Here is a 24923-nt window from a genome sequence, read left to right on the forward strand (position 1 = left end):
ACAACGCAACTGTACCGCCAGTAAAGTAATTTGGCGTTTTACTACTGAAGACGCGCGTGTCAAACTTAAACATCTTTATCCAATTTTTGAAACCGATGAAACAGGCGATTCTAATGCAACATTTTAGCCTTGACACGCCACTACATAGTACTTGCTATGCAAAAAGGTGGTAAGCTAATCGTCATTCATTTTTCTAGGATGCTTCGCTGGTAGTAAGGGCTGAGGCCCTGGTTTTATGCAACTTAAATGCTCATTAGCTTATTGTCGCCTCCGGTTCAACAGATGAACTTAGCCAAGATGCGATCCAAAGGTTTTTGGCTGTTTAATTTCTGGGATTTTGATTTCAATATTGTCTGAAGCAATCAAATCTGCTGCTTCTTGTAGCAGTTCCTGTTGTTCCTGTTGAATTGCTTCTAAACGTTGAGAAATTTCTAATAAACGTTGTTGTTTGTCTTGATAAATTGTTTGATAATTGGCAGGTAGTAAATCTGGCACATTGTCATTAATTTTCGCACCTGTTATTTGTTGAACAGAAAACCTGCCAACTTTAATTAATGATAAAACGCTAACTTGAAGAAAAGCTTGAATTAATTTTAATGGTACTTGCAGTATTGACCAACTAGCTGTTTCAATCAATCGTACAATTGCTTTAATAATGCTCCAGAGTAGAGCAAGTATAACAAGCAAAATTACCAAACTAATAATTGGATGATTAGCTGCCCAACCTAGTATTTGAACTAGTCGTAACAATGCAGGGTGTTGCACCAGCCAATCATTTACTGAAGATGCGATCGCAGTTTGAACTGCTGTCGATGTTGTACTCTTAACTTGTTCAGCTGTTTGCCAACTTTGTTCTAAAGAACCTTTTGCTTGCTCAAGAGTAGTTGTAACTGTATTAATTGCTTTATCGGTCGTTGTTGTAGCTGTTTGCTTTAAAGACTGTCCAGCTTGCTGTGCTGAGTTAGTAACAGAGTTAACGCCTTGGTTAATAAAATCTTTGGCTGTTTGCCAGCGTTGCCAAACTCCTTCAGGCAATTTTATGTCTATTTGAGGTGTCATAGAATATTTCACCTAGGCTGAAACCAAACCCGCAAACCATCTTTGGGGCGATTTGAGGGAAAAAACACTGGATCTAAACTTTGATTGGGCAATATCTCCCAATGATAGCTGCGTAGAAGTTGAGCAGCAATAATTTTCATTTCCATTTTGGCAAAGGCTATGCCGATACAGATGCGCGGGCCGCCACCAAAACCAATTAAGCTAAAAGAATACTGTTTGTGTTCTTGGCGCTGAGTATTGAAACGGTCAGGATCGAAACGTTCTGGTTCAGGATAAATTTCCTCTAGTTTATGAGTCATGAGAATTGAATACAACAGTCGCCAACCTGCGGGGACATGAAAGCCATTAAACTCAAAGTCTTTAATCACGCCACGAAACCCGCCTCCAACAGGTTGATGAAATCTTTCAACTTCCAACAAAACCTGCTCTAAATAAGGCATTTGCCCCAATTGTTCCAAATTGAGATCGCCTTTACTTGCAAGTTGCAATTGTTCTTCTCTAGCGCGTTGCAACACTTTTGGATGACGGGCTAATTCTACACATAGCCAAGTCAGCATTGATGTGGTGGTTTCATGTCCAGCAAATAGTAAAAGCACTGCTTGGGCGATAAGTTCCTTTTCACTTAAACTGTTACCTTCTTCATCTTTAGCTTGTATTAACAGGCTAAGGGTATCTTTTGTTGGGTTTTGCTGGCGTTTTGTGACAACTTTTGTTAAATGCTCTAAGATTTGATTGCGAGCTGTTATGGCTTTGCCAAATTGAGTAAATGGTAAGGGCAGGGTATTAATAGCAAACAGTCCATTTGTGAGAGTTGTAAACAACTGGCTGAGACGCACGCATTCCTCACCAGGACTAGTACCTAACAACAATTGACTGGCAATATCAAATGTCAGCTGTTTAAACTCTTTGTGCCAAGTAAACTGCTGTTTCTCCTCCCATTTTTTGAGATAGGTGCGTGTGATATCTTCCATCGTGGTGGCATAATTTGCTAATGCTGGCCCATGCAAGGCTGGCATCATCAAACGACGATTTTTGCGATGTTCCTCTCCATCTTGCAGAAAAAGCGATTCGCCTAGCAATGTTTTGAAGTTATCAGGCCATCCCTCACGCCAAGAAAAATAATCCATGTGGCTGGAAAGCACGAAATCAACCGCCTTTGGCCCTATCATCACCACAGTCGGTTTGCCACTCAGGTGAGTTTTAAAAATAGACCCGTACTGACGATAGCGCTTTTTAATAAAGTCTGGGTCGAAAAGAAAAGGAAGTGTTTCACCTAATACAGGTAAACCAAAGCTACCAGGCGGATATTGATATTTATTCATAAGCCCTTACTACACGAATTATCTGAGAAAAGTGAATGACGATTAGCTTAGACTGATAATATCTTTACTTTGGTCGATCTGTTTATTTTTCCGTAATCAGCATTTTTACACTTGTGGTTCTTTTTTGACGGCGTTAAAGCAACTAAGTTTCTTGGTTTGATAAATCAGAGTGTAATTTATGAGTGACAATAAACAGCAAAGTGGTTTCTGGAAAAGCTTACCTGGCGTTTTTACAGCTTTAGGCGGAGGTGCCGGGATTGCAGCTATTATTGCAGCTGTAATTCAAGTCACGCATCCATCAACACCAGCACAATCTAATACTCCACCAGCAAATGCAGCTACTTCATCACCTGTATCTCAAGAGACGGAAGGAAAGTTTACAGTAGCAGCTAACAGTTCGCTAGGTAAAGCCTTTGTTAATAAACAATCCTCGACTAGGACATTTCACTTCGTTGCTAACAAAGACAAGTGGACATACAACTCAAACTTAGAGCCTAATGGTGCTGATGGAAATATTAATTACAGTAGGGCTACTCAAAAATACAACTTGCCTGGTTTTCCAGAGGGATCTTTGATAGTTCGTCAGAAAGGCGAATACCATTTTATTGGACACGAGCAAACCTTAACATTAGACCCAAATGAAACAGTTTTCTTTACAATCAATGATACTGGAGATAATAATAACGGTGGAGCCTTCAATGATAATCAAGGCTATTTAACTGTTGAGTGGAATTGCGAGGATTGTAAGTAGTAACTGATACTGTTGGCGAACTTTAATAATTCACCCAAAAAGGTGAGAATTGCCCTGCAATGAAACCAGCAAGCACTTGAGTAATAAAAAAGATTAAAATCTGAATTCCATGTATTACATGGAATGAGCAAGTAGAAGTTTAGAGATGATTCGGGTTTTGAATCAAGAAAGTCTTTAAGTGATAGCGAGTGCTGCAAATCTTGATGTTCGTTTCTTGGCATGAGGTACGCCTTGTAACCAAGCAACTATCCTCATCACAGGTTTCAGTGAGATGGACTTTGTAGCCAGTCCAAGTGACACCGCGTTTGTTGCCGTAGCGAGTATCTTTGTCATAAAGCGAATCCATCCGAGTGCCAGTTGGGGGTAAATCAGTAGCAGCCCGTAAGCGTAAAGAGTTATTCTCAACATAATAGACCTCTTGCATAAATCCTTAAAGTGTCATGTTAAGCAAAGCGACACATTGGGTGAGATTCTTCACTACACTACGTTTCGTTCAGAATGACATTCCTAATTTCTTGACTTTTGCAAGAGGTCTAATATTGATGAATCCAGGACTGACAAAGGATTTCCACCGCCGGGATATGACGCAGATAGGTAACAGTGGGAGACTCCCACAGGACTTTCAGTAACTGCATCCGATCATTACCAATAGTTTCAGCATATTTGCTTCGGGCAGCAATCCCTTTGGGCAGGTGATACTCCTCGACTCCTCGACTATATCGTTCAAACCATTCGGGGGGAACCCAAGAGCGTAACCAGGATGAATATGAAATTGAGGAAGTGTTAGAAAATTGGTTGGAATACCTCAAACAGCAACAAAATAATGAAGAAACTCATTACAGCCTTTACCACTCCAGCTTCCGTCACTGGCTGAGTCAACAAGTAATATAATCACACTTTTTGCCGTATTTCTGATACGCACGGGATGGTTTCACTCACATCCTGGGAAACGCAGCACTTCCTTTCCCTAGTGCGGTTTAATATTTAAGGATGGCAGTGTTGAGATTTATTAAGAAGAGATTATGAAATATTGGCAACTACTAGCTAGCTTTGTCTTAGCTATGGTTCTTTTTTTTCCCCTATCAGCGCAAGCTGCGAGTTCTTCCAGTATTACCCGTTCTGCTGGAGACGAACTCAAGGGTAAGGATTACTCCGGTCAAAGTTTAGTTGGTACTGAGTTTACCAATGTGAATTTAGAGAATGCTAACTTTAGCAATGCCGATTTACGTGGCGGCGTGTTTAACGGTACGGTCTTGGAGGGAGTAAATCTGCATGGTGCAGATTTTAGTGAAGGCATAGCCTATCTAGCAAAGTTCAAGGGCGCTGATTTGAGTGATGCGGTTTTGACGGATGCAATGATGTTGCGATCGACTTTTGATAATGTTGACATCACAGGTGCTGATTTCACCAATGCAGTTTTAGATGGGCCTCAGGTCAAAAAACTCTGTACAAAAGCTAGTGGAGTCAATTCTAAAACTGGTGTAGACACTCGCGAGTCTTTAGGATGTAAGTAGTTTTAAGAAGGGAGGAGGCAGAAGAGGAATCCCCATAAATAAATTTTTTCTTTCTTATCTCCCTTGTCCTCCCTTCGAGTGACACTCGCAGGCTCGCTAACGCAGTTGCCTGCGGGAGGGTTTCCCTCCCGCAGCACTGTCTCACCTTGTGCCGTTTCCAGGGTTGTTGTAAAAAACCTACATTCGTCAGGGAGTGGGGAAAGACCGCTTTCATGCTTGGCGGCGATATACGAAGTTCATAAGGACTGCCATTTGCCTCAAAATGTAGCTCGACAAGAGAAAAATTACGATAGGAAACTACTACTCTCAATTTAGTAGAACCCACTTTGTTTATAGCCACAAAGTTCTCAACCAAAATTTTAAAATAGAAGTAAGTCACAAAGACAACTTTTATTTAAATGAAAATACAGTCATCGGTGCTAGTCCATTTAGGATTTGGTAAGTACGTGCGCTCCGACCAAGTGACAGCGATTATACCTATCGAAGAAGACCGAGGGCCAGGGCGACGTACCTTTGTTCAACTTCAGGGGCAAACTAACCCGATTGTTGCCTCAAGAGCTGAGGATACTATCGTGCGCGATTTAGTACAGGAGCCACGAGAAGTCACCCAGGCACGTCAACAGCAAGAAATTCTCCAAGATTTATTGGTAGACTTAGCCAACGTTAACTCCACAGTGCGGCGGATTAGTCGTGATGAAGGTAGTCTAGATTTGGATTTGTTGGAGCGACGAATTCGGCAAGTTTTAGAGAATTAATTGCAGATATCAGCAAGATATAGAACGGAGAGTAATGCTGAATACAATTACAGACCCCGTTGCAGTCCTAGACATACAAATAAGACCAGCCAGGTTGTGGATGCCTGAACGGGCACTGTTTACGCCTGCTGCTTTAGATGAGTCTTGGGGGCAGCAGATTCTAAGGCGTGTGCAGGCACTCAACATCCCAATTGAAGAGTTGCCACGCAACCGTCTTACAGGCTTACGCGGTGAAGATGAGCGTGATACTTACAATATCGCCAAGCGTACCCTAGCTGTTGTGACTGCGCCGTCCAGTCACTTCAAGCTCAGTCCCATTCCACCATCTGCTGATTGGCAATTTCATCTCGCCGAGGGCTGTCCCGCACATTGTCAATACTGTTACTTAGCTGGTAGTTTATCAGGCCCGCCAGTTATCCGTGCTTTTGCTAATTTGCCACAAATATTAGAAAATTTGGCAGCCTACGAGCTTCAGGGACAAATCACGACTTATGAAGTAAGCTGTTACACTGACCCGTTAGGCATCGAGCATCTTACAGGTAGCCTTGCTGAGTGCATCCGCTACTTTGGCAGCCGTAACGATGCACATTTACGTTGGGTGTCAAAATTCGACGCGGTAGATAGCTTACTCGAATTACCTCATAATAATCATACCCGCTGCCGGATGAGCGTTAATGCTACACCTATTTCCGCTAGATTAGAAGGTGGTACAGCGTCAGTAGTATCAAGGCTTGGGGCATTGCGTAAGTTAGCTTTACCACGAGAATGTGGCGGTGGTGCCTATCCAGTAGGACTGGTCATCGCCCCGATTATGCCTATAGATGATTGGCAAATGCACTACAGTCGATTGTTTGACTCAATCAGTGAAGCACTTGATATGAATTGTGACCTCACTTTTGAGCTGATTTCGCATCGCTTTACACCAAGGTCAAAACAGGTGTTACAGAGTTGGTATCCTCAATCGAAACTAGATATGGATGAGGCAAACCGCAGTGTCAAGCGTAATAAGTTTGGCAGTATTAAGTATGTTTATGACGCTGTTACGATGAAGACGATGAAGCGCTTTTTTGAAGATGAAATCCAACGGCGCTTTCCAAATGCCAAGATTTTATACTGGACTTAGTTGTTTGGGGAACTCCAAAAAATAAATTATCCAACTTTCTGCAAGCAACACTATAGTATTATATTCTTGTTTCCCAGATCCTCCAGCTTCAAGAGCGATGGGATATTTTTTTATTTGGAAGTTCCTTATTTCCTCATCACAAGTACAACTCAGCCATCAAACTGCTGTATCAGTTTCCCCAGCAGTCACCAAACCTGTAACACTGCTAACCAGATCCCGCGTCCAAACAAGGTGATATCCTCCTCGATCTTGGTCGTCTTTGGCTTCACCCCAAGGAATCGCCAGGGAGGCAATTAACGCACCTGGATAAGTTTTGTCTTCATGTGCCAACAACAGACTAATGCTGTTGTGATACAACTTTCTATCATCAAAGGAAACATTTTCTAATGGTTTGATGCTGTCGCGCGATCGCTTCCACTGTTGGTTGTATTGCTGCTTTTGCTGTTCAAACCAGTATCTACAACTGAATGAATCCCCTCAGAGATGATGGCGGAACTGCCGGTGATGGCGGCGATAAATTTAGTAATTGCGATCGCTAAATTAGCAATCCTGAGAGTCCGTCAGGATATAAATGATAGAGTAAACTTAACATGCATGGCCCTAGCTGTGGAAAATGAAATGCAGCTAGAAAAAAGGCGATCGCGTTCCTTGCCACTGAAAGTGAGATTAGCGCATATTTCCGGTACTGGAATTTTCCCTAGTTGAATCAGCGAGTTGAACGGGTGCAAACAACTACAAAAGCGCTCGCCTTTACTAATGGTGATTCGTTAACCTATGATGCCCTACTAGTAGCAACAGGAGGAAAACCACGCCAATTAGATATTCCTGGTGCAGACTTGCAAAACATTTTGACATTACGCAGTGGTAGTCATTGCCTCCAGTTTTATTGGCACGGAGGTGGCATCTGGGCTGAGTCAGCAAGGCTTACAAGTAACTGTTGTTTCGCCAGATTCTGTACCTTTTAAAAAAACCTTGGGCGAGTCAATCGGCAAAATCTTTCAGCAAGTTCATGAAGAAAACGGCGTTTCCTTTAAGTTGGGTAGAAAAGCGGTTCGATTTGAGGGTAGTGACAAGGTAGAAGCTGTAATTTTAGATAATGGCGATCGCTTGAGGGCAGATATAGTAATTGTTGGCATTGGCGTGCAGCCTGTAATAGATTTTCTTGAGGGTGTCAATTTGCATCCCAAAGATGGCAGTGTTGTTGTTGATGAATACTTGCGTGCAGCTGATGGCATCTATGTCGCTGGCGATATTGCCCGTTATCCTGATTGGCGTACAAGCGAATCGATTCGCGTTGAATATTGGCGAGTCGCAGCACAGCAGGGGCGAATAGCAGCTCAGAACATGGCAGGCCAACCAGTCAAATTTAGAGGGCTTCCCTTTTTCTGGACAATGCAATTCAAATTTGGATTGCGCTACGTTGGACATGCCCAAAGTTGGGATGAAATAGTTGTAGATGGCGATCTGCAAAAACAGCAATTCATTGCTTTTTACATCAAAAACAATCAAGTCTTGGCAGTTGCAACCAGCCATCGAGATACAGAAACAGCAGCTATATCTGAATTTATGCGCTGGAACCAGATGCCAACTGTTGAGGAATATATCCCTATCCGCCTGTGAGTCATGAGCCAGATATGCAGTCCGTCGCTGATGGCATACGCGAACTGGGTTATTACCCATTCCATCTACCACTAGGATTAAAGCTCAATGAGAGCGATCGCACCAAGAGTCCCTGCATTCGCTGCGATACCTTTGATGGATACCCCTGTCTCGTACACGCAAAAGCTGATGCCGATGTCAATGCTATTCGTCCCAGCCACGAAAAGTATGCCAATTTCACCCTCTTAACCAATGCCAAAGTCTTGCGGTTGCATACCAGTGAGTCGGGACAAGAGATTACAAGTGTAGAAACTGAAATTGCAGGGGAGCGGCATTGGTTTGCAGGCGATATTGTAGTTGTTGGCTGTGGTTCTATCAACTCGGCTGTCTTGTTGTTACGTTCTGCTAACGACAAACATCCCAACGGATTGGCAAACAGTTCCGATCAAGTAGGGCGGAATTTCATGAAACAGTTGGAAACGGCCATAGTTTCCATACATTTAGAAGTGAATCACGCCAACTTTCAAAAAACGATCGCCGTCAATGATTGTTACTGGGGAGAACCGGATTTTCCTTATCCAATGGGCATGGTGCAGAATACGGGCAATGTGCTAGCCGATATGATTCCCGCAGAAGCACCACCACTGATGGCTCCGTTCGTCAAGCTGATTCCTCATTATGAGCGACATTTGCTTGCCGAACGTTCGGTTGGCTGGTGGTTACAGACAGAAGATTTACCAGACCCAAATAATCGCATTCGTGTAGTAGGTGAAAAGATTCACATTGACTATACGCTGAATAATACCGAAGCAAGCGATCGTCAAGTCAAAAAGGATAAAAAATTATGACGAACGATGAACGGCAAATTACACCACAAGACCAACCAAAGAACGAGTCAGAACAGACAAATTCTCATCCCTTGGCTACAAGTCTCGGTGCTGTAGGAGGTGGCGTAGGAGGAGCCGCACTCGGTCGCTCAATAGATGGTAAGGTCGGTGCTGCCATTGGTGGAGTTGCTGGAGCAATTACTGGTGGGGTCGCAGGCAATCAGCTAGCAGAATACGTTGAGGAATTAACCGAAGAACTCCAGCCAACAATTGGATTGGGATTCGGAGCCGATGATAAACCAATTGAATTACCCCGTCATTACAGTTGGGAAGAATTACATGCACTATCAAAACCCCAAGGCGATACCAATTGAAAATTCAAAATAAGGTTTCTTTGGTATAAGCCAACAATTTCAATTACGAATTACGAATTACGAATTACGAATTAATAATGTTTCCACTTTGGTTAAAAGCAGGTTTCTGGGGTTTGCTTGGTGGTTCAGCATTACTACTGGGTTCAGCAGTGGGTTACTACACCAAGATTCCCCAACGGGCGATCGCCGCAGTTATGGCTTTTGGTGCTGGTGTGCTAATTTCGGCACTAGCATTTGAACTGATGGATGAAGCGTATAAACGTGGTGGCTTTGACTCAACAGCCATTGGGTTTGTGAGTGGTGCAGTTGTATTTACTGCCGCAAACTGGTTTCTGTCCCATCAGGGTGCGAAGCATCGTAAGCGATCGGGCCAGCAACAGCCATCAGAGGAGGAAAACAGCGGCAGTGGATTGGCGATCGCGTAGCCCGCCGCAGGCATCGCAAGCTGCTAGAACATATCAAGAATTAGATGAAGCTATTACAAATGCACTCAATGCAGTAACTAAAAAAGACATTATTGGATGGTTCACCCACTGCTGTTACTATATTGCACCCAACTAAGAACCACTATAGTTAAATCTTGCCGACTTGCCGCGCGATCGTAACGATCGAGGAATATAGAAACTGAGTCACTAACAGTTTGTAGGTCGTCATTAAGTAAAAATGACCTGCTACCCGGTTGCAGATACCGTTGGCGAATTCCCCATAGTTTATTGATTATTTGAGCAGCTAACTTAATTTTTTCTTCCCCGTGTAATACGCCGTTAGGTTTGCTCTTTCTAACCATGTAATACACGATAAATCTGCTATTTTTTTGTTAAGCAATATTTCGCCAACGGTATCCGCTACGCGAACGGAGGGACAAGGTAGACAAGGGAGGGAAGAATTTACTTTCCCTGCCCCTCTGCCTCCTACCTTCTTCCACTAGTCTTCATGACGCGCATTCCATGCTACACCAAAAGCCGCTCCTGCCCCGGCTACTAACCCGGTACTCATTCCTTGTATAGTTTTTTGAATTGGGTCTTGAGTCAGGCAATCGTTTGTAACGTTGCTAGCACGCAAGCAAAGATTACTCTCTGCCCAAGCAGAAGTACCTCCTAAAATTACACCTGCTACACTACAGGAAACAACTAGCAGCAAAAGGCGTTTGGTTTTTCTATCCATAGATGGATGCATTAAAGATTAAAAACAGTAGATAATCTTCAACTACTTTACACATCCTCGCTGCTCCTGTCAGCTGGTTTCAAGAAAACTAATCAATTTCTAGTAACCAATACTTATTCCCCATTGCAACTACTCAATTTTTAAGTTAAAAGGTAAGCGGGCATAAATGCCTTGAGGATCGTTCATATTTTGCAGAATTGTAATTTCTTGTTGGAGTTTCTGCAATTCTGTCGTCAGGGGATTAGATGATTTGATTTGCGCTTTTTCAATTCCTAAAGCTGTGCGTGTCTCTTCAACTGCCCGTCCAAAAAAGCGTTCTTCAAAGCTGCTTTCTTTGGGATACTCTTGCAATTGCCAATCTTTGTCCAGATTCGCTTGCTTAGAAGCGTATTCAATGGCAGCACTTAGCCCGCCTATTTCATCCACCAAACCAATTTGTTTGGCAGCCTCACCAGACCAAACTCTTCCTTGGGCAATCTCTGCTACTTTTTGTTCTGGTAATTTTCGCCCTTGAGAAACTTTGTTGAGAAATAGATTGTAGATTCGGTTAACACTGCGTTGGTAAATTGCTAACTCTTGAGGTGACTTGGGGCGAGCAACTGTTTGAGTATCAGCATAGCGGGCGGTTTTTACTGAATCCCAAGTGATACCATTATCATTCGCTAGCTTTTGCCCGTTAAACAGCACTCCAAATACACCAATTGAACCTGTAATTGTATTGGGTTCGGCAAAAATCCGGTTGGAGTCGCTAGCAATCCAGTAACCACCAGAGGCGGCGACATCGCCCATTGAGACTATAACGGGTTTCGCTTCACGGGTCAATCGCACTTCTCGTTGCATGACTTCAGCTGCTGTAGCACTGCCACCAGGACTGTTAATTCGCAGCACGATCGCCTTTACATCTTTATCTTGTCGCAGTTTGTTGAAGAGTTTCGCAAAGCGATCGCCTCCTACTTGTCCATCTTCACCTTTCCCATCAACAATTTCGCCCTCAGCATATACCACAGCAACTTTATTTTTTGAGTCGCGTTCTACACTTAGGGATTTGTTGGGAATTCGGGCGTATTCTTTTAAATCAATTTGTCGGAATGTTTTATCGTCTTTATCGCTGGCTGTTAATTTCTTCAGGTCGCCAATCACTTGATCGGTATAAGCCACTTGGTCTACTAAACCGCTGGACTTAGCTGCTGTGGCTTCTAGTATTGCTTGATTATCTGCGATCGCTTGTAACTTTTGGGGGTTAATTTTCCGGCTTGCTCCTACTGTAGTGCGCCACTCTCCCCAAACATCATTTAATAATTTCTGCGTTTGTTCGCGGTTTTCTGGACTCAGTTTTGTGAGGATAAACGGTTCTACTGCGCCTTTAAATTTTCCTACCCGCACGATTTGAACGCCAATGCCGTATTTCTGCAATGCTCCCGCCAAGAACATTGGTTGACTACTCAAACCGTTAATTTCCATCAAACCCAAGGGATTAAGAACGATGGTATCTGCTACCGAACTCAAGTAATATTCCCGTTTTCCCCAATCCATACCATAGGCGACAATCTTCTTCCCAGCAGCACGGCACTCTTCTAGGGCTTTCCGGATTTCTTTGAGAGAGGCAAAACCTAAACTACTAGCTGCACTTGTACGAGTTCCATCCAAGTAGATGCCGACAATTCGCCGATCGCGCCGCGCTTTTTCCAGAGTGTCGAGGACGCTGCGGAGTGTCATCCTCTCTTGTTCTACACCTGATAGTGTTTGCTGAAACACTTCACCAGAACTGGGTTCTCTATCGGTGATGTTCATTGACAAGTCAAAAACTACTACTGACTTATCTTTTACTAAAGAACCAGTATCTTTGGAGGTAGCAGCAGCAAATAACAGAAGTAATAGTCCTGTAGTACCGATACCGCAGAAAATAAATAGTCCTAGTAAGCTGCCTAATAAGCTGGCAAAAGTTTGTTTAATAAAATTATTCATTAGTCATTAGTCAGTGGTCAGTGGTCAGTGGTCAGTAGTCAGCGGTCAGTCGAAAAACAACTAACAACTGACAACTGACAATTAACAAATTACTACTTACTATTCTATGCGTTGTAAACTTCCAGAATGTTTTAACTGATGCAAGGTGGCATTGCCAGTGCAAAACAACACTGTGGTGATTTCAGCAATTAACACCTCAGCTAAATCGTAGAGTGCTGCTTCTGATACCACTGCTGCTTGTAAGAAAGGCATTGCTAACCCAGCTATATCTGCGCCTAGGGCGATCGCTTTGGCTACATCTAGTCCCTGACGCAAGCCTCCAGAGGCAATTAAGGGTATATTAGGAGCGATCGCACGAATACTTGTAATGCACTCTGCTGTTGGCAAACCCCAATCAGCAAAAGTATTCCCCAACCGCCGTTGCAAGACATTTTCTGCTCGTTCGCCTTCTACCTTCGCCCAAGAAGTACCACCTGCCCCAGCTACATCAATTGCTCTCACTCCAGCAGCTAGCAATTTTTCTGCCATTGGCGCTGAAATTCCATTGCCCACTTCTTTGGCAATCACAGGCACTGGCAATTGACCGCATAGCTTAGAAATTTTGTCAAGTAATCCCTTAAAATTAGTATCGCCTCGAGGTTGAATAAACTCTTGTAGGGGGTTGATGTGCAAAATTAAAGCATCAGCTTCTAGCATATCGATAATTTGTAGACATTCATCTAAGCCATATTTATAGTTAAGTTGTACGGCCCCGACATTGGCAAACAAGAGAACATCGGTAGCATATTTGCGAATGGCAAAGGTATTAGCCACCTGGGGTTTTTCCACCGCTACTCGCTGGGAACCTACACCCATAGCAATTTTATAGTGTTGCGCGACTTCTGCTAGACGCTGGTTAATCGTTCCTGCTTGTTCTGTTCCTCCTGTCATGGAAGAGATTAGTAAAGGCGCACCTAGGTGTTTGCCTAAAAAAGTTGTGCTGATATCGATGTCGTTGCGGTCTAATTCTGGTAAGCAACAATGAGTGAAGCGATAGCGTTCTAGTCCGTTGGTAGTTTGGTGAAACTGAACATCTTCTTCTAAACAAATACGGATATGATCCGCTTTGCGCGACTGGGTTTGTGCTGAGTTACTGGTAGGAGCGTTCACTGGTAGATATAAATTAAAGTATTAGTAATCACCATTTTTGCAGTTTCAAGTATTTTGTGGCATTAAGAACGTAGATAAAAAGTGATTTGTCGTCAGCAGTCCATATGTGAGGCGCACCTTTTCCTGGGCAATCTGCGATCGTAAAGCTTGGGTACTAATTTACAAGCGATCGCCCTTCGAGCAAAACTCTTGAATTTGATAAAATATTGAGTATGCAACTTTCTCTTACGTCATAATGACCGCAATTACCAACAAACAACTGACGCTTGAGGAATATTTAAAGTATGACGATGGCACAGATAGCCATTATGAACTGGTGGCAGGGGAATTAGTTGCAATGCCACCCGAAAGCCCACAAAATATCCACATATCTCTGTTTTTACTCGTAAATTTCCTTAAGTTCGTCCCAATTAATCGGTTGAGCAACAAAGTTGAAATTGTAGTCTGTGGTTCTCGTGCGACAACTCGCATACCTGACTTGGTTGTGCTGACAGATGAACTTGCAATAGCTTTACAAGGTGCAACGAGATCCACAATCACCTGGGATATGCCACCTCCAGCACTGGTTATCGAAGTCGTTTCTCCTGGCAAAGTTAATGAAGATTGCGACTACCGCTACAAACGTTCCGAGTATGCTGCTAGGGGAATTGCAGAATATTGGATTGTTGATCCCCAAAGGAACATAATCACTGTACTGACATTAGTTGATGGGCTTTATGAAGAAACTGTATTTGTAGGAAATACAGTAATTGTTTCTACTATCTTCCCAGAATTACAGCTAACCGCAAAACAAGTACTCAACGCTGGAGAAAGTAATGAGAAAGTATGATGCAAGTCAGATAAAAGTGCGAAATATTCCTCAGTTAGAGCAGTTAGAAGATGGAAAGTGCTGCCGGACATACGTTTATCGCTTCACAAATCGATTACCCGAACAAAATTTTATTGGCCAAATTGCAAACAGTTTGCACAAGAGTTTCATTTTTACAAAGGAGGTATATGAAATTCCTGAAGATGTGGAAGTTTGTGCATCTATTCTCATAGAGCGTTTACAAGATAATGAAGCCAGAGTTCGTGTTTTGACTGATTCACCAGAAGAATCTTGCATTTACATCTTTGGCACACGCACTCTGCCGCGTAAAATCGAGGAAAAGTTGGGAATTATACAGTCGATTCAGGGACAAGAGCGAGAGACTTGGATTTATTGAGCGGAAAGGAAAAGTGATTAATTGATGTAAAATCCTTACCTTATTTAGCTTTGCAAGCACTTTGAGCCTGTTTTTACAAAGTCCTATAGTTCCTAGATGCAAACTGTTAGCGACAATTATCGCAATGTCCGCAACGCCAGTTAGCTGCTTCTTTGTCAAACCCAAAAGCGTTTAATAAAAACTGCCAACGGCACTGTTTAGTAGTCAAATATTGATTCATTTGTTTGCCAGCTTGTAATTGTGTTGTCGGCTGATTTTTCGTTTGCTCAATACTGTAATGAAAAGGATCAAGCCAGTTTAACTGACCGCTGCTATGGAGTAAGGCTAGTGCTGTAGCACCGTCAGGAAATTGTCGCGTTACAGCATTTACTTCTCCTTGTTTTGGCAGTTTTTTGATGAGTTGCTGCGCTGTTTGCTGTTGCGATCGCATTTTTTCTTCAAAAAACTGCTGTCTTTGCTTATCCTCTGGATCTAACCACCCTGTAGGTTCACTCACCAACGTTAATGCTTCTGCTGGTTTTCCATCTCGTCCAGCGCGACCAATTTCTTGCACATATTCAGACAATAGATGTGGCGCGTGAAAATGTATTACCCAACGCACATTTGGTTTATTAATCCCCATACCAAAAGCGCAAGTACAAACAACAAAGGGTATTTTATCGCTTAACCAACTGGCTTCCACTGCACGGCGTTCTGCTGCACCCAATCCCGCATGATAACTAGCTGTGGCATAACCCATCTCTGCTAACCATGCAGCTAAATTCTCGCTATCTCTCCTGGTACGAACGTAAATTAATCCAGCTTGTTGCGGTCGATTTTGAATAAATTTGAGTAATTGTTGTTTTCTACCTCTTGGTGTCCAAGCTATGCGGACGCTGGGATGTAAATTAGGACGATAAGGATTTAGGCGAAAAATTTCTGGTTGCTGTAATTTTAAGACTGTTTTTATAATAGTTTGGGCTGAAGGGTCGGCTGTCGCAGTAAAAGCAGCTAAGCTAATTTTTGTTCCTGGTGGTTTGTATTTCAGCAATGCAGGTCTGACTGCTCCTAATCTGCGATAAGCTGGTCGAAATGTCTCTCCCCACTGCACCAAACAATGGGCTTCATCCAAAATTAAAGCGTTAATTTGCAATTGCGGCTGAGACAATCTTTCCCAGACTGGCGCACTCAGTAAAGTTTCTGGCGATAAGTACAACAATCTTAGTTGTTGACGTTCTAAAGCTTGCAGCGTCGCCCGACGTTGAGATGAAGGTAATTCACTATGCAAAAGGGCAGCTTTTTGGTGATGCTGAAGTAGTTCTTGTACTTGGTTTTCCATTAAGGCTACTAAGGGTGAAACTACCAAAGTTAATCCTGTTTGCAACAATGCCGGAAGTTGAAAACAAATTGATTTTCCTCCTCCTGTAGGCATGAGAATCAATGCATCTTTTTGCGCTAACAAACAGCTGATAATTTCTCCCTGTGGTGGACGGAAATCTTCGTAACCCCAGATTTTTTGGAAGGCAGCACGAACTGAATTCCAAGATGTTGTTACGGGTTGATTCATGAGCAGTAGTAGATGAAATAATTCTGAATATATCCTCTGCTCTAGAAAAAATAGTTCAGTAGTTTTAGCAGCAAGAACAAAAGTTGCGTTGGCGTACCCCTTCGGGGAAGCAAGCTACGCGTAGCGGACGCACCAGAAGGCATCGCCTAACTGCACCTACTAGCACTCAGAGTAAAATAGATACAGTTTTTTCTGACTGGAGTTGTTAATCGCTTGACTCACTACGATGCGATAACCAAGCAAGCCAGACAAACATTACTAGCTACATTCAAGCTAGTTGTATTGTGTCTGATGCTGTTCCTGCTTTGGACTGGTAATAGTTGGGCGCAAATTCCTGATGATACAAAAATTTCTCCCATTGTTGAAAAGTTAATCGATAACAATGCCCGTGTACGCCTAGAAGCCCATGATGCATTGGTAAGTATTGGTTCGCCAGCAGTACCCGCACTCATAGATGTTTTGAAAAATCCAGATTTTAATATCCGTTGGCGTGCCGCTTGGGTATTAGGTGATATGGCTTCGGAGGCTAATTTGGCAGTGGGGGCTTTAGCTGAGGCGCTACAGGATGAGGATGCACAGGTGCGAATGTATGCAGCCTTGGCTTTGGGCGAAATTGGCAAAGCCGCTAAACCCGCAGTGCCAACATTAATGGCCGCATTGCAGGATAAGGAAGAATACGTGCGTATCTATGCAGCTGCGGCGTTGAGAAGACTGGGTGGAGAAGCAAAAGTTGCTGTTCCTTCACTGATGAATGCATTAAAGGATAAAAACCCCAGAGTCCGCAAAAATGCAGCCCTAGCGTTGGGTACAATGGGAAGTGAAGCTACACCTGCGGTTGCAGATATTATTCCTTTATTAAAGGATGCAGAATATTATGTACGCTACGCCGCAGTTAAAGGATTATCAGGTATCATCGGTGGCTATCAAGATATTGCAAACAACTTGCCTAGTACCAAGTTAATCAAAGTTATCTCGCAATTTGAGCAAGTTCTCAAAATTCTGGAAGCAAACCAAGATAAGTTCACAGAATTCGATGTTGCCAAGATTCGCCGTCCCCTAGAAGCATTAAAGGCAGAAAAGGAAACACGCTTATTTGACAGGGCTGTAGAATGGTTACTCCAGCATAAATTACTTTTGGGAATTGCGGCATATATCACCTTACTTCCTAGTTTATGGTTGATTTTGCTGCGAGTCACACCATTGTGGTTGTTGAAAATTAATAATGCCCTGAAACCTTACACAGATTTTTCTCTACCATTTGTCAATGTTAATGTCCCTTTGCGATATGTGCTGTTTGTTGGCTGGTTTCATTACCATCCGCAAGTTTTAGATGCGTGGGTAGAGAAGTACATGAATTCGGTGCGGGAACAGTTTCCCAAGAAGGATACAGTGAGTTCTCGCACTAGCTACATTCCTATTCCTGTTGTCTTAAATGGGAATACTGTTTCCCAACTAACACCAGAAAACCTACGTGCAACTTTTGATAAGAAGCGTAGTTGCTTGGTAATTTGTGGAGAAGGTGGTATTGGCAAAACTAGTTTAGCTTGCCAAATTGCTAGTTGGGCGATCGCAGAAACAAAAGATCGACGTTTGTGCGAACATCTGATGTTACCCGTGTTACTAGAAGAAGAATTTCGCATAGTAGAAAATAAATCTTCGCTGCTAGAAGCAATTCGCGGACAGCTGCAAGCATTAATTGATGAACCAGAACCTATTTGTGCAGAATTGCTGACACGGTTGTTAAGAAAGCAACGCATCTTAGTAATTGTAGACCGCTTTTCGGAATTGAAGACTACTACCCGCGAAGCTATTGGGCCAGATTCTCCAGAGTTTCCAGTTAATGCTTTGGTAATTACTTCTCGAATTGAGGAAAAGTTGGGAAGGGTAAATAAAACAACTATCAAACCTCTGCGAATTGAAGCGAATAAACTTTCTTCTTTTATGGAAGCTTACCTGATGCAACGCGGTAAAAGAGATGTTTTTACAGATCAAGAATTTTTTGATGCTTGCAGTCGTCTATCTTTAATGGTCGGTCAAGGTAATATTACCGTATTGTTGGCAAAGCTGTATGGCGAACAATTAATTACAGCTGTAGAAACGCGTCAGGGCACATCTTTACAAATACCAGAAAACATTCCCAATTTAATGTTGGGTTATTTGAATGAGTTGAACCGTGACGTCACAACTGATAAATTAGACGATCGCACGCTGCATCAATACGCCAAAATTTTAGCTTGGGAGTGTTTACAGGCTAATTATCAACCAGGAAATGCTAAACGAACAGACGCGATCGCAGCTTTAACAAGCTTAAATATAAACGAGCCAGAAAAATGTTTAGAATATCTCGAAAACTGCCTACACCTTATTCAAACTATTGGTTCTGCAAAAGACGAATTTCGCTTTTGTCTCGATCCTTTAGCTGAATATTTGGCAGCTTTGTATATTGTCGAACAGTATGGTAATAATGATGGCAAATGGCGATCGCTGTTTTTCCGCAAAGCCGATGATTTAGTCAAAACAGGTAATCAAGATACCATCCAAGGCTTTTTACTAGCAGTCCGAGATTGTTATTTATCTCAGGTTCCCAACGCGAAAGAATCAGACTTCATATCCCAAAAGCTAGGTAAACTTGCAGGTTATACTGTCCCAGTCAATACATCGATAAATCCTGTAATATCGACTACGCCCTAGAATCAAGGAGAAGGGAACAAATATTTATGATTAATGTAAAAATATGTGATTCTACCTAATAGCTGTGCTGAACTTTAGGCAAAAAATAGGGCGGGAAAAACCCACCCTGAAACCAGATTTATTCCTAGATTTTATGTGCAGTCACTTCTTGTTGCTTTTCTTGAGTTTGCAGAGATGCATATAATCTATTCAGCGCATTAATATATGCTTGCGCGGATGCAACTATGATATCTGTGTTCGCCGCATGACCCGCAAACACTCTAGATTCATGCCGGAGACGGATAGTTACTTCCCCAATGGCATCAATCCCTGCTGTCACTGACTGCACAGAGAACTCAATCAACTGATTTGGCACGTTAACCACACGGTTGATTGCTTTGTAAACTGCATCTACTGGCCCAGTACCAATAGCTGCGTCGGTTAATTCTTCACCTTCTGGAGTGCGGAGGGTGACTGTAGCAGTAGGTTTGGCGTTGCTACCACAGGAAACTTGCACTAACTCTACGCGAAATAAATCAGGGGCTTGTTGGATTTCATCATTAACAATTGCTTCCAAATCCCAATCGGAAATTTCTTTCTTTTTATCAGCTACTTCTTTAAACTTAACAAATGCTTTATTTAATTCAGTTTCTGACAGTTCAAAGCCCAATTCTTTCAAGCGGGTACGGAAAGCATTTCTGCCAGAATGTTTGCCCAAAACGATTTGATTGTCTGTCAAACCAATCAATTGGGCATCCATAATTTCGTAGGTGAGCTTGTTTTTTAGTACCCCATCTTGATGAATACCAGACTCGTGGGCAAAGGCATTCGCTCCCACTATGGCTTTATTTGGTTGGACTAGCATTCCTGTCAAATTAGAAACTAAACGCGAGGTTTTGTAAATTTGACGGGTATCGATATTTGTTAGGGATTCTTCAGAATCTGCTGGTCTTCCTAAGAAAGGATTATAATATTGCCGCCGGACGTGCAAAGCCATGACTAATTCTTCTAGGGCTGCATTTCCTGCCCGTTCACCAATGCCGTTGATGGTACATTCTAATTGCCGTGCGCCATTTTTTACAGCTTCCAAGAAATTGGCAACTGCTAAACCTAAATCATTATGTCCGTGAACGGAGATAATTGCTTGGTCAATGTTGGGGACATTATCTTTAATGCCTTTAATAATTGCCCCAAATTCACTGGGTGTAGTGTAACCTACAGTATCAGGAATATTAACTGTTGTTGCCCCAGCAGCGATCGCTCGCTCTAATACTTGATAAAGAAATTCTGGGTCAGAACGTCCAGCATCTTCGGGCGAAAATTCCACGTCATCAGTGAAACTTTTAGCATAAGCCACCATTTCTTCGGCGATCGCCAGTACTTCCGATTTTGTTTTTTTCAGTTTGTACTTGAGGTGAATATCAGAAGTCGCAATAAATGTATGAATTCTGCCATGAGCAGCTGCTTTAATCGCTGCTGCTGCTGTTTTTATATCATCGTGCCTAGCTCTTGCCAAACTACAAATTACAGGGCCATCTTGTGTCCCCACAATTTCAGCAATCTTGCTAATTGCCTCAAAATCTCCCGGACTGGCAAAGGCGAAACCTGCTTCAATTACATCTACTCCCAAGCGTGCTAGTTGCTTGGCGATCGCTAGCTTTTCGTCTATATTCAGTGTTGCTCCCGGACATTGCTCTCCATCTCGGAGTGTAGTATCAAAAATAATGATTCGCTCTGGTTTATTGGTCATTTTGGTTTGTTGTTTAGTTTTATTTTTTTACTTAAAAATCTTAAACCTTAGTTTTTTCTTACTCTTAATTTTTGTAAATAATTGCTAAGTAATTATCCTTCCACTTTTTCTATTTGGTCTCTAATATCATTCAAATCTATATATCTATCCGTAGCATTACGCAATTCTCTAGCTATCATACCTTCTGTAGATACTACCGTAATATGTGTATTTTTTGAGCGTAAAAGTTCTATTGCTCTTTCAAAATCTCCATCACCGCTGAATAAAACTACTCTATCGTATTGGTCTACGGTATTAAACATATCTACAACAATTTCAATATCTAAATTGGCTTTTTGCGAATACCGACCGGATGAATCATCATAATATTCTTTGAGAATTTTAGTTCGGACTGTATATCCCAGACTGATGAGTGCATCTCTAAAACCTCGTTGATCTTGTGGATCTTTTAAGCCAGTGTACCAAAAAGCATTAATTAAAGTAGTCTCGGATTGCTCGTGTTTGAAATATTCTAAAACTCTTCGGGGATCAAAAAACCAACCATTTTTTTGTTGAGCATAGAACATATTGTTTCCGTCTACAAAAATAGACAGACGATTCATAGGGGAACCCATAGAAAAATACACCTAATATATAGAAAAGAATTTAGATTGAACAATAGATTATAGCAACTCTCAAATGATAAATTTGCTAATATCTCTAGATTAGCTCTTCATGTATAGCTTTTATCTTACCTCTTTCAAAACATAAAATTTGCGGAAACATTGGACTTAAGCTATTGGGCGTTACACCTTTTCACTCCCAACACCATAAGAGACACCCCACGATCAAAATCTACCAATAAAATTGACTGAGCAACAGCATTCTGAGCTGTATAACTGTCAAGTTTACTCCTAAAGAGGTAAGGGATAGGTCTTGGGGTAGGATATAAATTGATGCTCATCTATAAGTTTTGCAGTCAATAAAAGGATCAGCTTAATGGAAAAAGCCAGTTTTGTACAACAGGCACGTATTACCTCAGAAACTCATAAGAGATTAATTATTAGAGGCGTACCTGTAGGCTGGAGTAGAGTAGAATCTCGTAAAAACTCAATGCAGAGTCGGAGAATTTCCGGCTCAGGTCTTTTGAACAATCACTACTTGAATCTCAATCGGAGAATAACTTAGGCAGTAGCTGGGTTGAGAGCCACCAAAATTCGCCTTGATGTAAATTTTCCTGGCAACTTCTCGTGATGTCGAGGTTTTATAACCCAAGTTTGGTAATGAATAGAGGATATATTACAAAAGTATAAGATTTTCATTTAAGTCTAATTTCAAGATGGTTGTAGTAAAAAGGAACCTGAGTAAATAAATAAAGTTGTACGTAAACCAACTATTAACACGATATGGCAGAAGAACCTACATCTACCTTAACTAAAAAACATATCTCTGCTGCCAAGATAGCGTCAAAGCCTACCAAAATAACTCCGACCGCATCAGCGCGCCAAGCCCAACTCATGGCTCGCTTAGGTCATCTGCTTGCTGGTGTCTCAGTTATAGGTGCAGCACTGCTGAGTGCTTCAGGTTTGAGCATAGTGCAATTGATGGAAAATCAAGCGCTTTCCACATTTTTTCAATTGCGCGGCTCGATTGTACCTCCAGAAGATATCGTGATTTTAGCAATCGACGACCAGTCAATATCAGTTCCCGAACAGTACTATAAAACAGATCCAAAACAGTACGCCTACCTAGAAACACTGAAATCATTTCCCTTTAAACGCGCTGCATACGCTCAAGTTACCGAAAAGTTGATTAAGGCTGGTGTCCGGTCTGTTGCTTTAGATATAGTTTTTGATACACCCAGTAGTTATGGTGCTGATGACGATCGCCAACTGCAAGCAGCATTGCAACAATACGGTAGTAAAGTTACCTTAGCAGCGCTCTACGAAAGTTTTGAGACACATCAAGGAACATTCATGCAACTGAGTCCGCCTCAGGAAATGTTTCGTGTGGGGTCGGTTTCTATTGGTTCAGTTAATTTTCCCCTAGAGTTAGATGGCAAAGTTCATCGATTAGCTAGCGAGTTTTCTAAGTTGGTAGCTCAAGACGATTCCCTAGCAGTGAAAATGCCTTCATTTGATGAAGCAGTGCTATTGGCAGCACAAGTAAATTATCCTAGCCCAAAGGGAGATCGCATTAATTTTTGGGGACCGGCGGGGACATTTGAGACAATTCCCTTTTGGTATGTACTCGACACAGAAAACTGGAATACTTATTTGCAGCAGGGAAAGGTTTTCAAAGACAAGATAGTCTTGATTGGCTCGACAGATAAGTTAAACAACGATTATCATCCAGTCGCTGCTGCGAGCAGTTTAGAGCAGATGTCAGGGGTGGAAATTCACGCCAATGCGATCGCAACTTTGATGCAAGATAAAGCGATCGCCCAAGCAATTAACAGTCTACCTCTGCGGAGTTTGTTTGTGCTGGCGTTAGTCGGTGGCACAGCATTCATCATTACTAGAACCAAGCGAGGCATTAATAGATTTGCCTCTAGCCTTGCTCTAGCTACCATTTGGGGTGGAATTAGCTATGCGAGCTTTGTACATGCACACTTAATTTTCCCCACTGCTATACCAACAATCGCCATGGCTTTTTGCGGACTGTCTTATTTGGGAACCGAAGTAGCTAGGGAAAAAATTAGAATCCGGCATTTAGTAAATATTTTTCAGAAATATAAAACTTCCCCTATTGTCCAAGAGATTATCAGCCAACAAGGTGACCTCCAAGACTTGCTTCAGCAACGGGATTTATCATTATCAGGGAAAATCCTCGCCGGACGCTACAAAATTGTCAAAGTTCTCGGTGCAGGTGGATTTAGCGAAACATACATCGCTGAAGACACTCACCGTCCTGGAAACCCGCGATGTGTTGTCAAGCAGCTAAAACCTGCTAACACCCAATCAAACGGATTACAACTTGTCAGACGTTTATTTAATTCAGAGGCGCAAACTCTAGAAAAATTGGGAACACATCCCCAAATTCCTCAGCTTCTCGCTTATTTTGAACAAGATGCAGAATTTTATTTAGTCCAGGAATATATGGTCGGTCATCCTCTAAGTCAGGAACTGCCATCAGGCAAACCTCTTTTAGAAACCGCAGTCATCGAAATTCTGAGAGATTTATTGCAAACACTAATATTTGTCCATGAAAGTGGCGTGATTCATCGGGATATTAAACCTACTAATATCATCCGGCGACACTCCGACTACAAGCTTGTATTAATTGACTTTGGCGCTGTTAAACAAGTCTCCACACCACAGATGGAGAATTCCGAGCAAACACCCTTTACAATTGGCATTGGCACTAAGGGTTACGCACCAAGCGAACAATGTTTTGGGCGACCGCAATATAACAGTGACATCTATGCAGTCGGTATGATTGGGATTAAAGCGTTGACAGGTATTGCACCCCATGAAATGGATAGAGATACTCATGGAGAGGTGAAATGGATTGACAAGGCTTTGGTAAGTGACTCCTTAGCTAAGATTCTCTCTAAAATGGTGCTAGATGATTGCAAACAGCGATATCAATCAGCATCAGAGGCTTTAGCAGACATTGACAAGCTGGCAAATTCTCAAGACATTTCCCCGTCTGCTTTGTATACAATAAAGCCTGAAAATCCTTATTCTCTCACTCAGCAAAGCACTGGCTCTACCCTACGGCAAGCGGCAGATACTTCTACAGCAGTCAATGAGGAATTACAAGCAGGAGCTAGCGCTGGCTCCCCAAAAGAGTCGCTCCCCAAAGGATTAGCTCCCCATGAGGAACTGCCGAAAAAGTTTACCTTTGAGCAAACTTCAAAGACTCAAGACTCATTTCAAGAAGACTCAGACACTCCTACCAAACCTTGGACAGGAGCATCTTCAGAAACAGCAGTGTAACACCAAATCGGGATAGCTAGTACAACAAGGCAAAAGTAAAAAGAAAGAACTCTTAATACTGCAAGCTTTTTACTTGTTTCAAATGTTAGCTTTAACGTGAGTTCGATGAACCTCTCCCCAACCCCTCTCCGACGCGGAGAGGGGCAGAAATCTTTTTACTTTTGAACGAAAGAATCAAGCTTTTAAAGCCTCTCTCCCTTTTAGGGGAGAGGTTTGGAGAGGGGTTTTTA

Annotated in this window: 25 protein-coding genes; 14 read left to right on the forward strand and 11 right to left on the reverse strand. The window is 42.3% G+C overall.

Annotated elements, in window-relative coordinates; genetic code table 11:
* Nucleotides 1-288: 288 nt before the first annotated feature.
* Together RMY31_RS28760 and RMY31_RS28765 are read right to left on the reverse strand one after the other, a co-directional pair.
* A complete protein-coding gene (locus tag RMY31_RS28760) occupies nucleotides 289-1059 on the reverse strand; it encodes a hypothetical protein (protein WP_322656395.1) in 771 nt (256 codons plus the stop codon).
* Between the two features lie 8 nt (nucleotides 1060-1067).
* Entirely contained in the window at nucleotides 1068-2381 is a 1314-nt protein-coding gene (locus RMY31_RS28765) for a cytochrome P450 (protein WP_322656396.1), read from the reverse strand.
* 178 nt (nucleotides 2382-2559) lie between these two features.
* Between RMY31_RS28765 and RMY31_RS28770 the strand changes: the two genes are divergently transcribed.
* On the forward strand, nucleotides 2560-3132 hold the full coding sequence (locus tag RMY31_RS28770) for a hypothetical protein (protein WP_322656397.1): 573 nt from the start codon (nucleotides 2560-2562) through the stop codon (nucleotides 3130-3132).
* A 139-nt stretch (nucleotides 3133-3271) separates the two neighbouring features.
* Here RMY31_RS28770 and RMY31_RS28775 read toward each other — a convergent pair whose 3' ends face one another.
* On the reverse strand, nucleotides 3272-3556 hold the full coding sequence (locus tag RMY31_RS28775; protein WP_322656398.1) for a hypothetical protein: 285 nt from the start codon (nucleotides 3554-3556) through the stop codon (nucleotides 3272-3274).
* 598 nt (nucleotides 3557-4154) lie between these two features.
* On the opposite strand from RMY31_RS28775, the gene RMY31_RS28780 reads away from it, so the two are divergent.
* The 3 genes from RMY31_RS28780 (at nucleotide 4155) to RMY31_RS28790 (ending at nucleotide 6524) form a co-directional block, all read left to right on the forward strand.
* Complete coding sequence (locus tag RMY31_RS28780; RefSeq protein WP_322656399.1) at nucleotides 4155-4646, forward strand: pentapeptide repeat-containing protein; 492 nt, start codon at nucleotides 4155-4157, stop codon at nucleotides 4644-4646.
* Nucleotides 4647-5044: 398 nt separating this feature from the next.
* Entirely contained in the window at nucleotides 5045-5401 is a 357-nt protein-coding gene (locus RMY31_RS28785; protein ID WP_322656400.1) for a hypothetical protein, read from the forward strand.
* Nucleotides 5402-5501: 100 nt separating this feature from the next.
* Complete coding sequence (locus tag RMY31_RS28790) at nucleotides 5502-6524, forward strand: spore photoproduct lyase family protein (protein ID WP_322656740.1); 1023 nt, start codon at nucleotides 5502-5504, stop codon at nucleotides 6522-6524.
* A gap of 156 nt (nucleotides 6525-6680) precedes the next feature.
* Here the strand turns inward: RMY31_RS28790 and RMY31_RS28795 are convergent, their stop codons facing one another.
* On the reverse strand, nucleotides 6681-6881 hold the full coding sequence (locus tag RMY31_RS28795) for a glycoside hydrolase family 15 protein (RefSeq protein ID WP_322656401.1): 201 nt from the start codon (nucleotides 6879-6881) through the stop codon (nucleotides 6681-6683).
* A 126-nt stretch (nucleotides 6882-7007) separates the two neighbouring features.
* Between RMY31_RS28795 and RMY31_RS28800 the strand changes: the two genes are divergently transcribed.
* The 6 genes from RMY31_RS28800 (at nucleotide 7008) to RMY31_RS28825 (ending at nucleotide 9749) form a co-directional block, all read left to right on the forward strand.
* Nucleotides 7008-7229, forward strand: a complete 222-nt coding sequence (locus RMY31_RS28800; RefSeq protein WP_322656403.1) for a hypothetical protein — start codon at nucleotides 7008-7010, stop codon at nucleotides 7227-7229.
* A complete protein-coding gene (locus tag RMY31_RS28805) occupies nucleotides 7226-7489 on the forward strand; it encodes an FAD-dependent oxidoreductase (protein ID WP_409878740.1) in 264 nt (87 codons plus the stop codon). The genes RMY31_RS28800 and RMY31_RS28805 overlap by 4 nt, the downstream gene beginning before the upstream one ends.
* Nucleotides 7422-8144, forward strand: coding sequence for an FAD-dependent oxidoreductase (locus RMY31_RS28810; protein ID WP_409878742.1), 723 nt, complete (start codon nucleotides 7422-7424; stop codon nucleotides 8142-8144). Before RMY31_RS28805 ends, RMY31_RS28810 begins: the two co-directional genes overlap by 68 nt.
* Complete coding sequence (locus RMY31_RS28815; RefSeq protein ID WP_409878744.1) at nucleotides 8141-8971, forward strand: GMC family oxidoreductase N-terminal domain-containing protein; 831 nt, start codon at nucleotides 8141-8143, stop codon at nucleotides 8969-8971. Before RMY31_RS28810 ends, RMY31_RS28815 begins: the two co-directional genes overlap by 4 nt.
* Complete coding sequence (locus RMY31_RS28820; RefSeq protein ID WP_322656407.1) at nucleotides 8968-9324, forward strand: hypothetical protein; 357 nt, start codon at nucleotides 8968-8970, stop codon at nucleotides 9322-9324. Before RMY31_RS28815 ends, RMY31_RS28820 begins: the two co-directional genes overlap by 4 nt.
* 77 nt (nucleotides 9325-9401) lie before the next feature.
* A complete protein-coding gene (locus tag RMY31_RS28825; protein WP_322656408.1) occupies nucleotides 9402-9749 on the forward strand; it encodes a hypothetical protein in 348 nt (115 codons plus the stop codon).
* A gap of 101 nt (nucleotides 9750-9850) precedes the next feature.
* On the opposite strand, the gene RMY31_RS28830 is transcribed toward RMY31_RS28825, so the two are convergent.
* The 4 genes from RMY31_RS28830 to fni form a co-directional block, all read right to left on the reverse strand.
* Nucleotides 9851-10111 (reverse strand): hypothetical protein, encoded by a 261-nt coding sequence (locus RMY31_RS28830; RefSeq protein ID WP_322656409.1) that lies wholly within the window; start codon nucleotides 10109-10111, stop codon nucleotides 9851-9853.
* Between the two features lie 137 nt (nucleotides 10112-10248).
* Complete coding sequence (locus RMY31_RS28835) at nucleotides 10249-10488, reverse strand: hypothetical protein (RefSeq protein ID WP_322656410.1); 240 nt, start codon at nucleotides 10486-10488, stop codon at nucleotides 10249-10251.
* A 129-nt stretch (nucleotides 10489-10617) separates the two neighbouring features.
* On the reverse strand, nucleotides 10618-12453 hold the full coding sequence (gene sppA / locus RMY31_RS28840) for a signal peptide peptidase SppA (protein WP_322656411.1): 1836 nt from the start codon (nucleotides 12451-12453) through the stop codon (nucleotides 10618-10620).
* Nucleotides 12454-12552: 99 nt separating this feature from the next.
* A complete protein-coding gene (fni, locus tag RMY31_RS28845; RefSeq protein ID WP_322656412.1) occupies nucleotides 12553-13602 on the reverse strand; it encodes a type 2 isopentenyl-diphosphate Delta-isomerase in 1050 nt (349 codons plus the stop codon).
* Between the two features lie 235 nt (nucleotides 13603-13837).
* Between fni and RMY31_RS28850 the strand changes: the two genes are divergently transcribed.
* On the forward strand, nucleotides 13838-14431 hold the full coding sequence (locus RMY31_RS28850) for a Uma2 family endonuclease (protein WP_322656413.1): 594 nt from the start codon (nucleotides 13838-13840) through the stop codon (nucleotides 14429-14431).
* Entirely contained in the window at nucleotides 14418-14807 is a 390-nt protein-coding gene (locus tag RMY31_RS28855) for a hypothetical protein (protein WP_322656414.1), read from the forward strand. The genes RMY31_RS28850 and RMY31_RS28855 overlap by 14 nt, the downstream gene beginning before the upstream one ends.
* Before the next feature lie 106 nt (nucleotides 14808-14913).
* Here the strand turns inward: RMY31_RS28855 and RMY31_RS28860 are convergent, their stop codons facing one another.
* Nucleotides 14914-16353 (reverse strand): ATP-dependent DNA helicase RecQ, encoded by a 1440-nt coding sequence (locus RMY31_RS28860; protein WP_322656415.1) that lies wholly within the window; start codon nucleotides 16351-16353, stop codon nucleotides 14914-14916.
* Between the two features lie 213 nt (nucleotides 16354-16566).
* Here RMY31_RS28860 and RMY31_RS28865 point away from each other — a divergent pair, with 213 nt between their 5' ends.
* A complete protein-coding gene (locus tag RMY31_RS28865; protein WP_322656416.1) occupies nucleotides 16567-19044 on the forward strand; it encodes a HEAT repeat domain-containing protein in 2478 nt (825 codons plus the stop codon).
* A gap of 124 nt (nucleotides 19045-19168) precedes the next feature.
* On the opposite strand, the gene RMY31_RS28870 is transcribed toward RMY31_RS28865, so the two are convergent.
* Entirely contained in the window at nucleotides 19169-20773 is a 1605-nt protein-coding gene (locus RMY31_RS28870; RefSeq protein WP_322656417.1) for a 2-isopropylmalate synthase, read from the reverse strand.
* 92 nt (nucleotides 20774-20865) lie between these two features.
* Nucleotides 20866-21387: an NYN domain-containing protein gene (locus RMY31_RS28875; protein ID WP_322656418.1), complete on the reverse strand. Its 522-nt coding sequence runs from the start codon at nucleotides 21385-21387 to the stop codon at nucleotides 20866-20868.
* A gap of 771 nt (nucleotides 21388-22158) precedes the next feature.
* Between RMY31_RS28875 and RMY31_RS28880 the strand changes: the two genes are divergently transcribed.
* Nucleotides 22159-24693 carry a CHASE2 domain-containing serine/threonine-protein kinase gene (locus tag RMY31_RS28880; protein WP_322656419.1) on the forward strand — a complete coding sequence of 845 codons (2535 nt, stop codon included), beginning with the start codon at nucleotides 22159-22161 and terminating at the stop codon, nucleotides 24691-24693.
* Nucleotides 24694-24923: the final 230 nt, after the last annotated feature.

This window comes from Dendronalium sp. ChiSLP03b, assembly GCF_034531165.2.
Lineage (GTDB): Bacteria > Cyanobacteriota > Cyanobacteriia > Cyanobacteriales > Nostocaceae > Dendronalium > Dendronalium minutum.

Bases quoted from the DNA above. Each gene is read 5' to 3' on its own strand.
- RMY31_RS28875 (WP_322656418.1), bottom strand. From the start codon at position 21,387: ATGGGTTCCCCTATGAATCGTCTGTCTATTTTTGTAGACGGAAACAAT.
- RMY31_RS28785 (WP_322656400.1), top strand. From the start codon at position 5,045: ATGAAAATACAGTCATCGGTGCTAGTCCATTTAGGATTTGGTAAGTAC.
- RMY31_RS28790 (WP_322656740.1), top strand. From the start codon at position 5,502: ATGCCTGAACGGGCACTGTTTACGCCTGCTGCTTTAGATGAGTCTTGG.
- RMY31_RS28835 (WP_322656410.1), bottom strand. From the start codon at position 10,488: ATGGATAGAAAAACCAAACGCCTTTTGCTGCTAGTTGTTTCCTGTAGT.
- sppA (WP_322656411.1), bottom strand. From the start codon at position 12,453: ATGAATAATTTTATTAAACAAACTTTTGCCAGCTTATTAGGCAGCTTA.
- RMY31_RS28855 (WP_322656414.1), top strand. From the start codon at position 14,418: ATGAGAAAGTATGATGCAAGTCAGATAAAAGTGCGAAATATTCCTCAG.
- RMY31_RS28850 (WP_322656413.1), top strand. From the start codon at position 13,838: ATGACCGCAATTACCAACAAACAACTGACGCTTGAGGAATATTTAAAG.
- RMY31_RS28800 (WP_322656403.1), top strand. From the start codon at position 7,008: ATGATGGCGGAACTGCCGGTGATGGCGGCGATAAATTTAGTAATTGCG.
- RMY31_RS28830 (WP_322656409.1), bottom strand. From the start codon at position 10,111: ATGGTTAGAAAGAGCAAACCTAACGGCGTATTACACGGGGAAGAAAAA.
- RMY31_RS28765 (WP_322656396.1), bottom strand. From the start codon at position 2,381: ATGAATAAATATCAATATCCGCCTGGTAGCTTTGGTTTACCTGTATTA.
- RMY31_RS28775 (WP_322656398.1), bottom strand. From the start codon at position 3,556: ATGCAAGAGGTCTATTATGTTGAGAATAACTCTTTACGCTTACGGGCT.
- RMY31_RS28770 (WP_322656397.1), top strand. From the start codon at position 2,560: ATGAGTGACAATAAACAGCAAAGTGGTTTCTGGAAAAGCTTACCTGGC.
- RMY31_RS28780 (WP_322656399.1), top strand. From the start codon at position 4,155: ATGAAATATTGGCAACTACTAGCTAGCTTTGTCTTAGCTATGGTTCTT.
- RMY31_RS28825 (WP_322656408.1), top strand. From the start codon at position 9,402: ATGTTTCCACTTTGGTTAAAAGCAGGTTTCTGGGGTTTGCTTGGTGGT.
- RMY31_RS28860 (WP_322656415.1), bottom strand. From the start codon at position 16,353: ATGAATCAACCCGTAACAACATCTTGGAATTCAGTTCGTGCTGCCTTC.
- RMY31_RS28760 (WP_322656395.1), bottom strand. From the start codon at position 1,059: ATGACACCTCAAATAGACATAAAATTGCCTGAAGGAGTTTGGCAACGC.
- RMY31_RS28820 (WP_322656407.1), top strand. From the start codon at position 8,968: ATGACGAACGATGAACGGCAAATTACACCACAAGACCAACCAAAGAAC.
- RMY31_RS28870 (WP_322656417.1), bottom strand. From the start codon at position 20,773: ATGACCAATAAACCAGAGCGAATCATTATTTTTGATACTACACTCCGA.
- RMY31_RS28880 (WP_322656419.1), top strand. From the start codon at position 22,159: ATGGCAGAAGAACCTACATCTACCTTAACTAAAAAACATATCTCTGCT.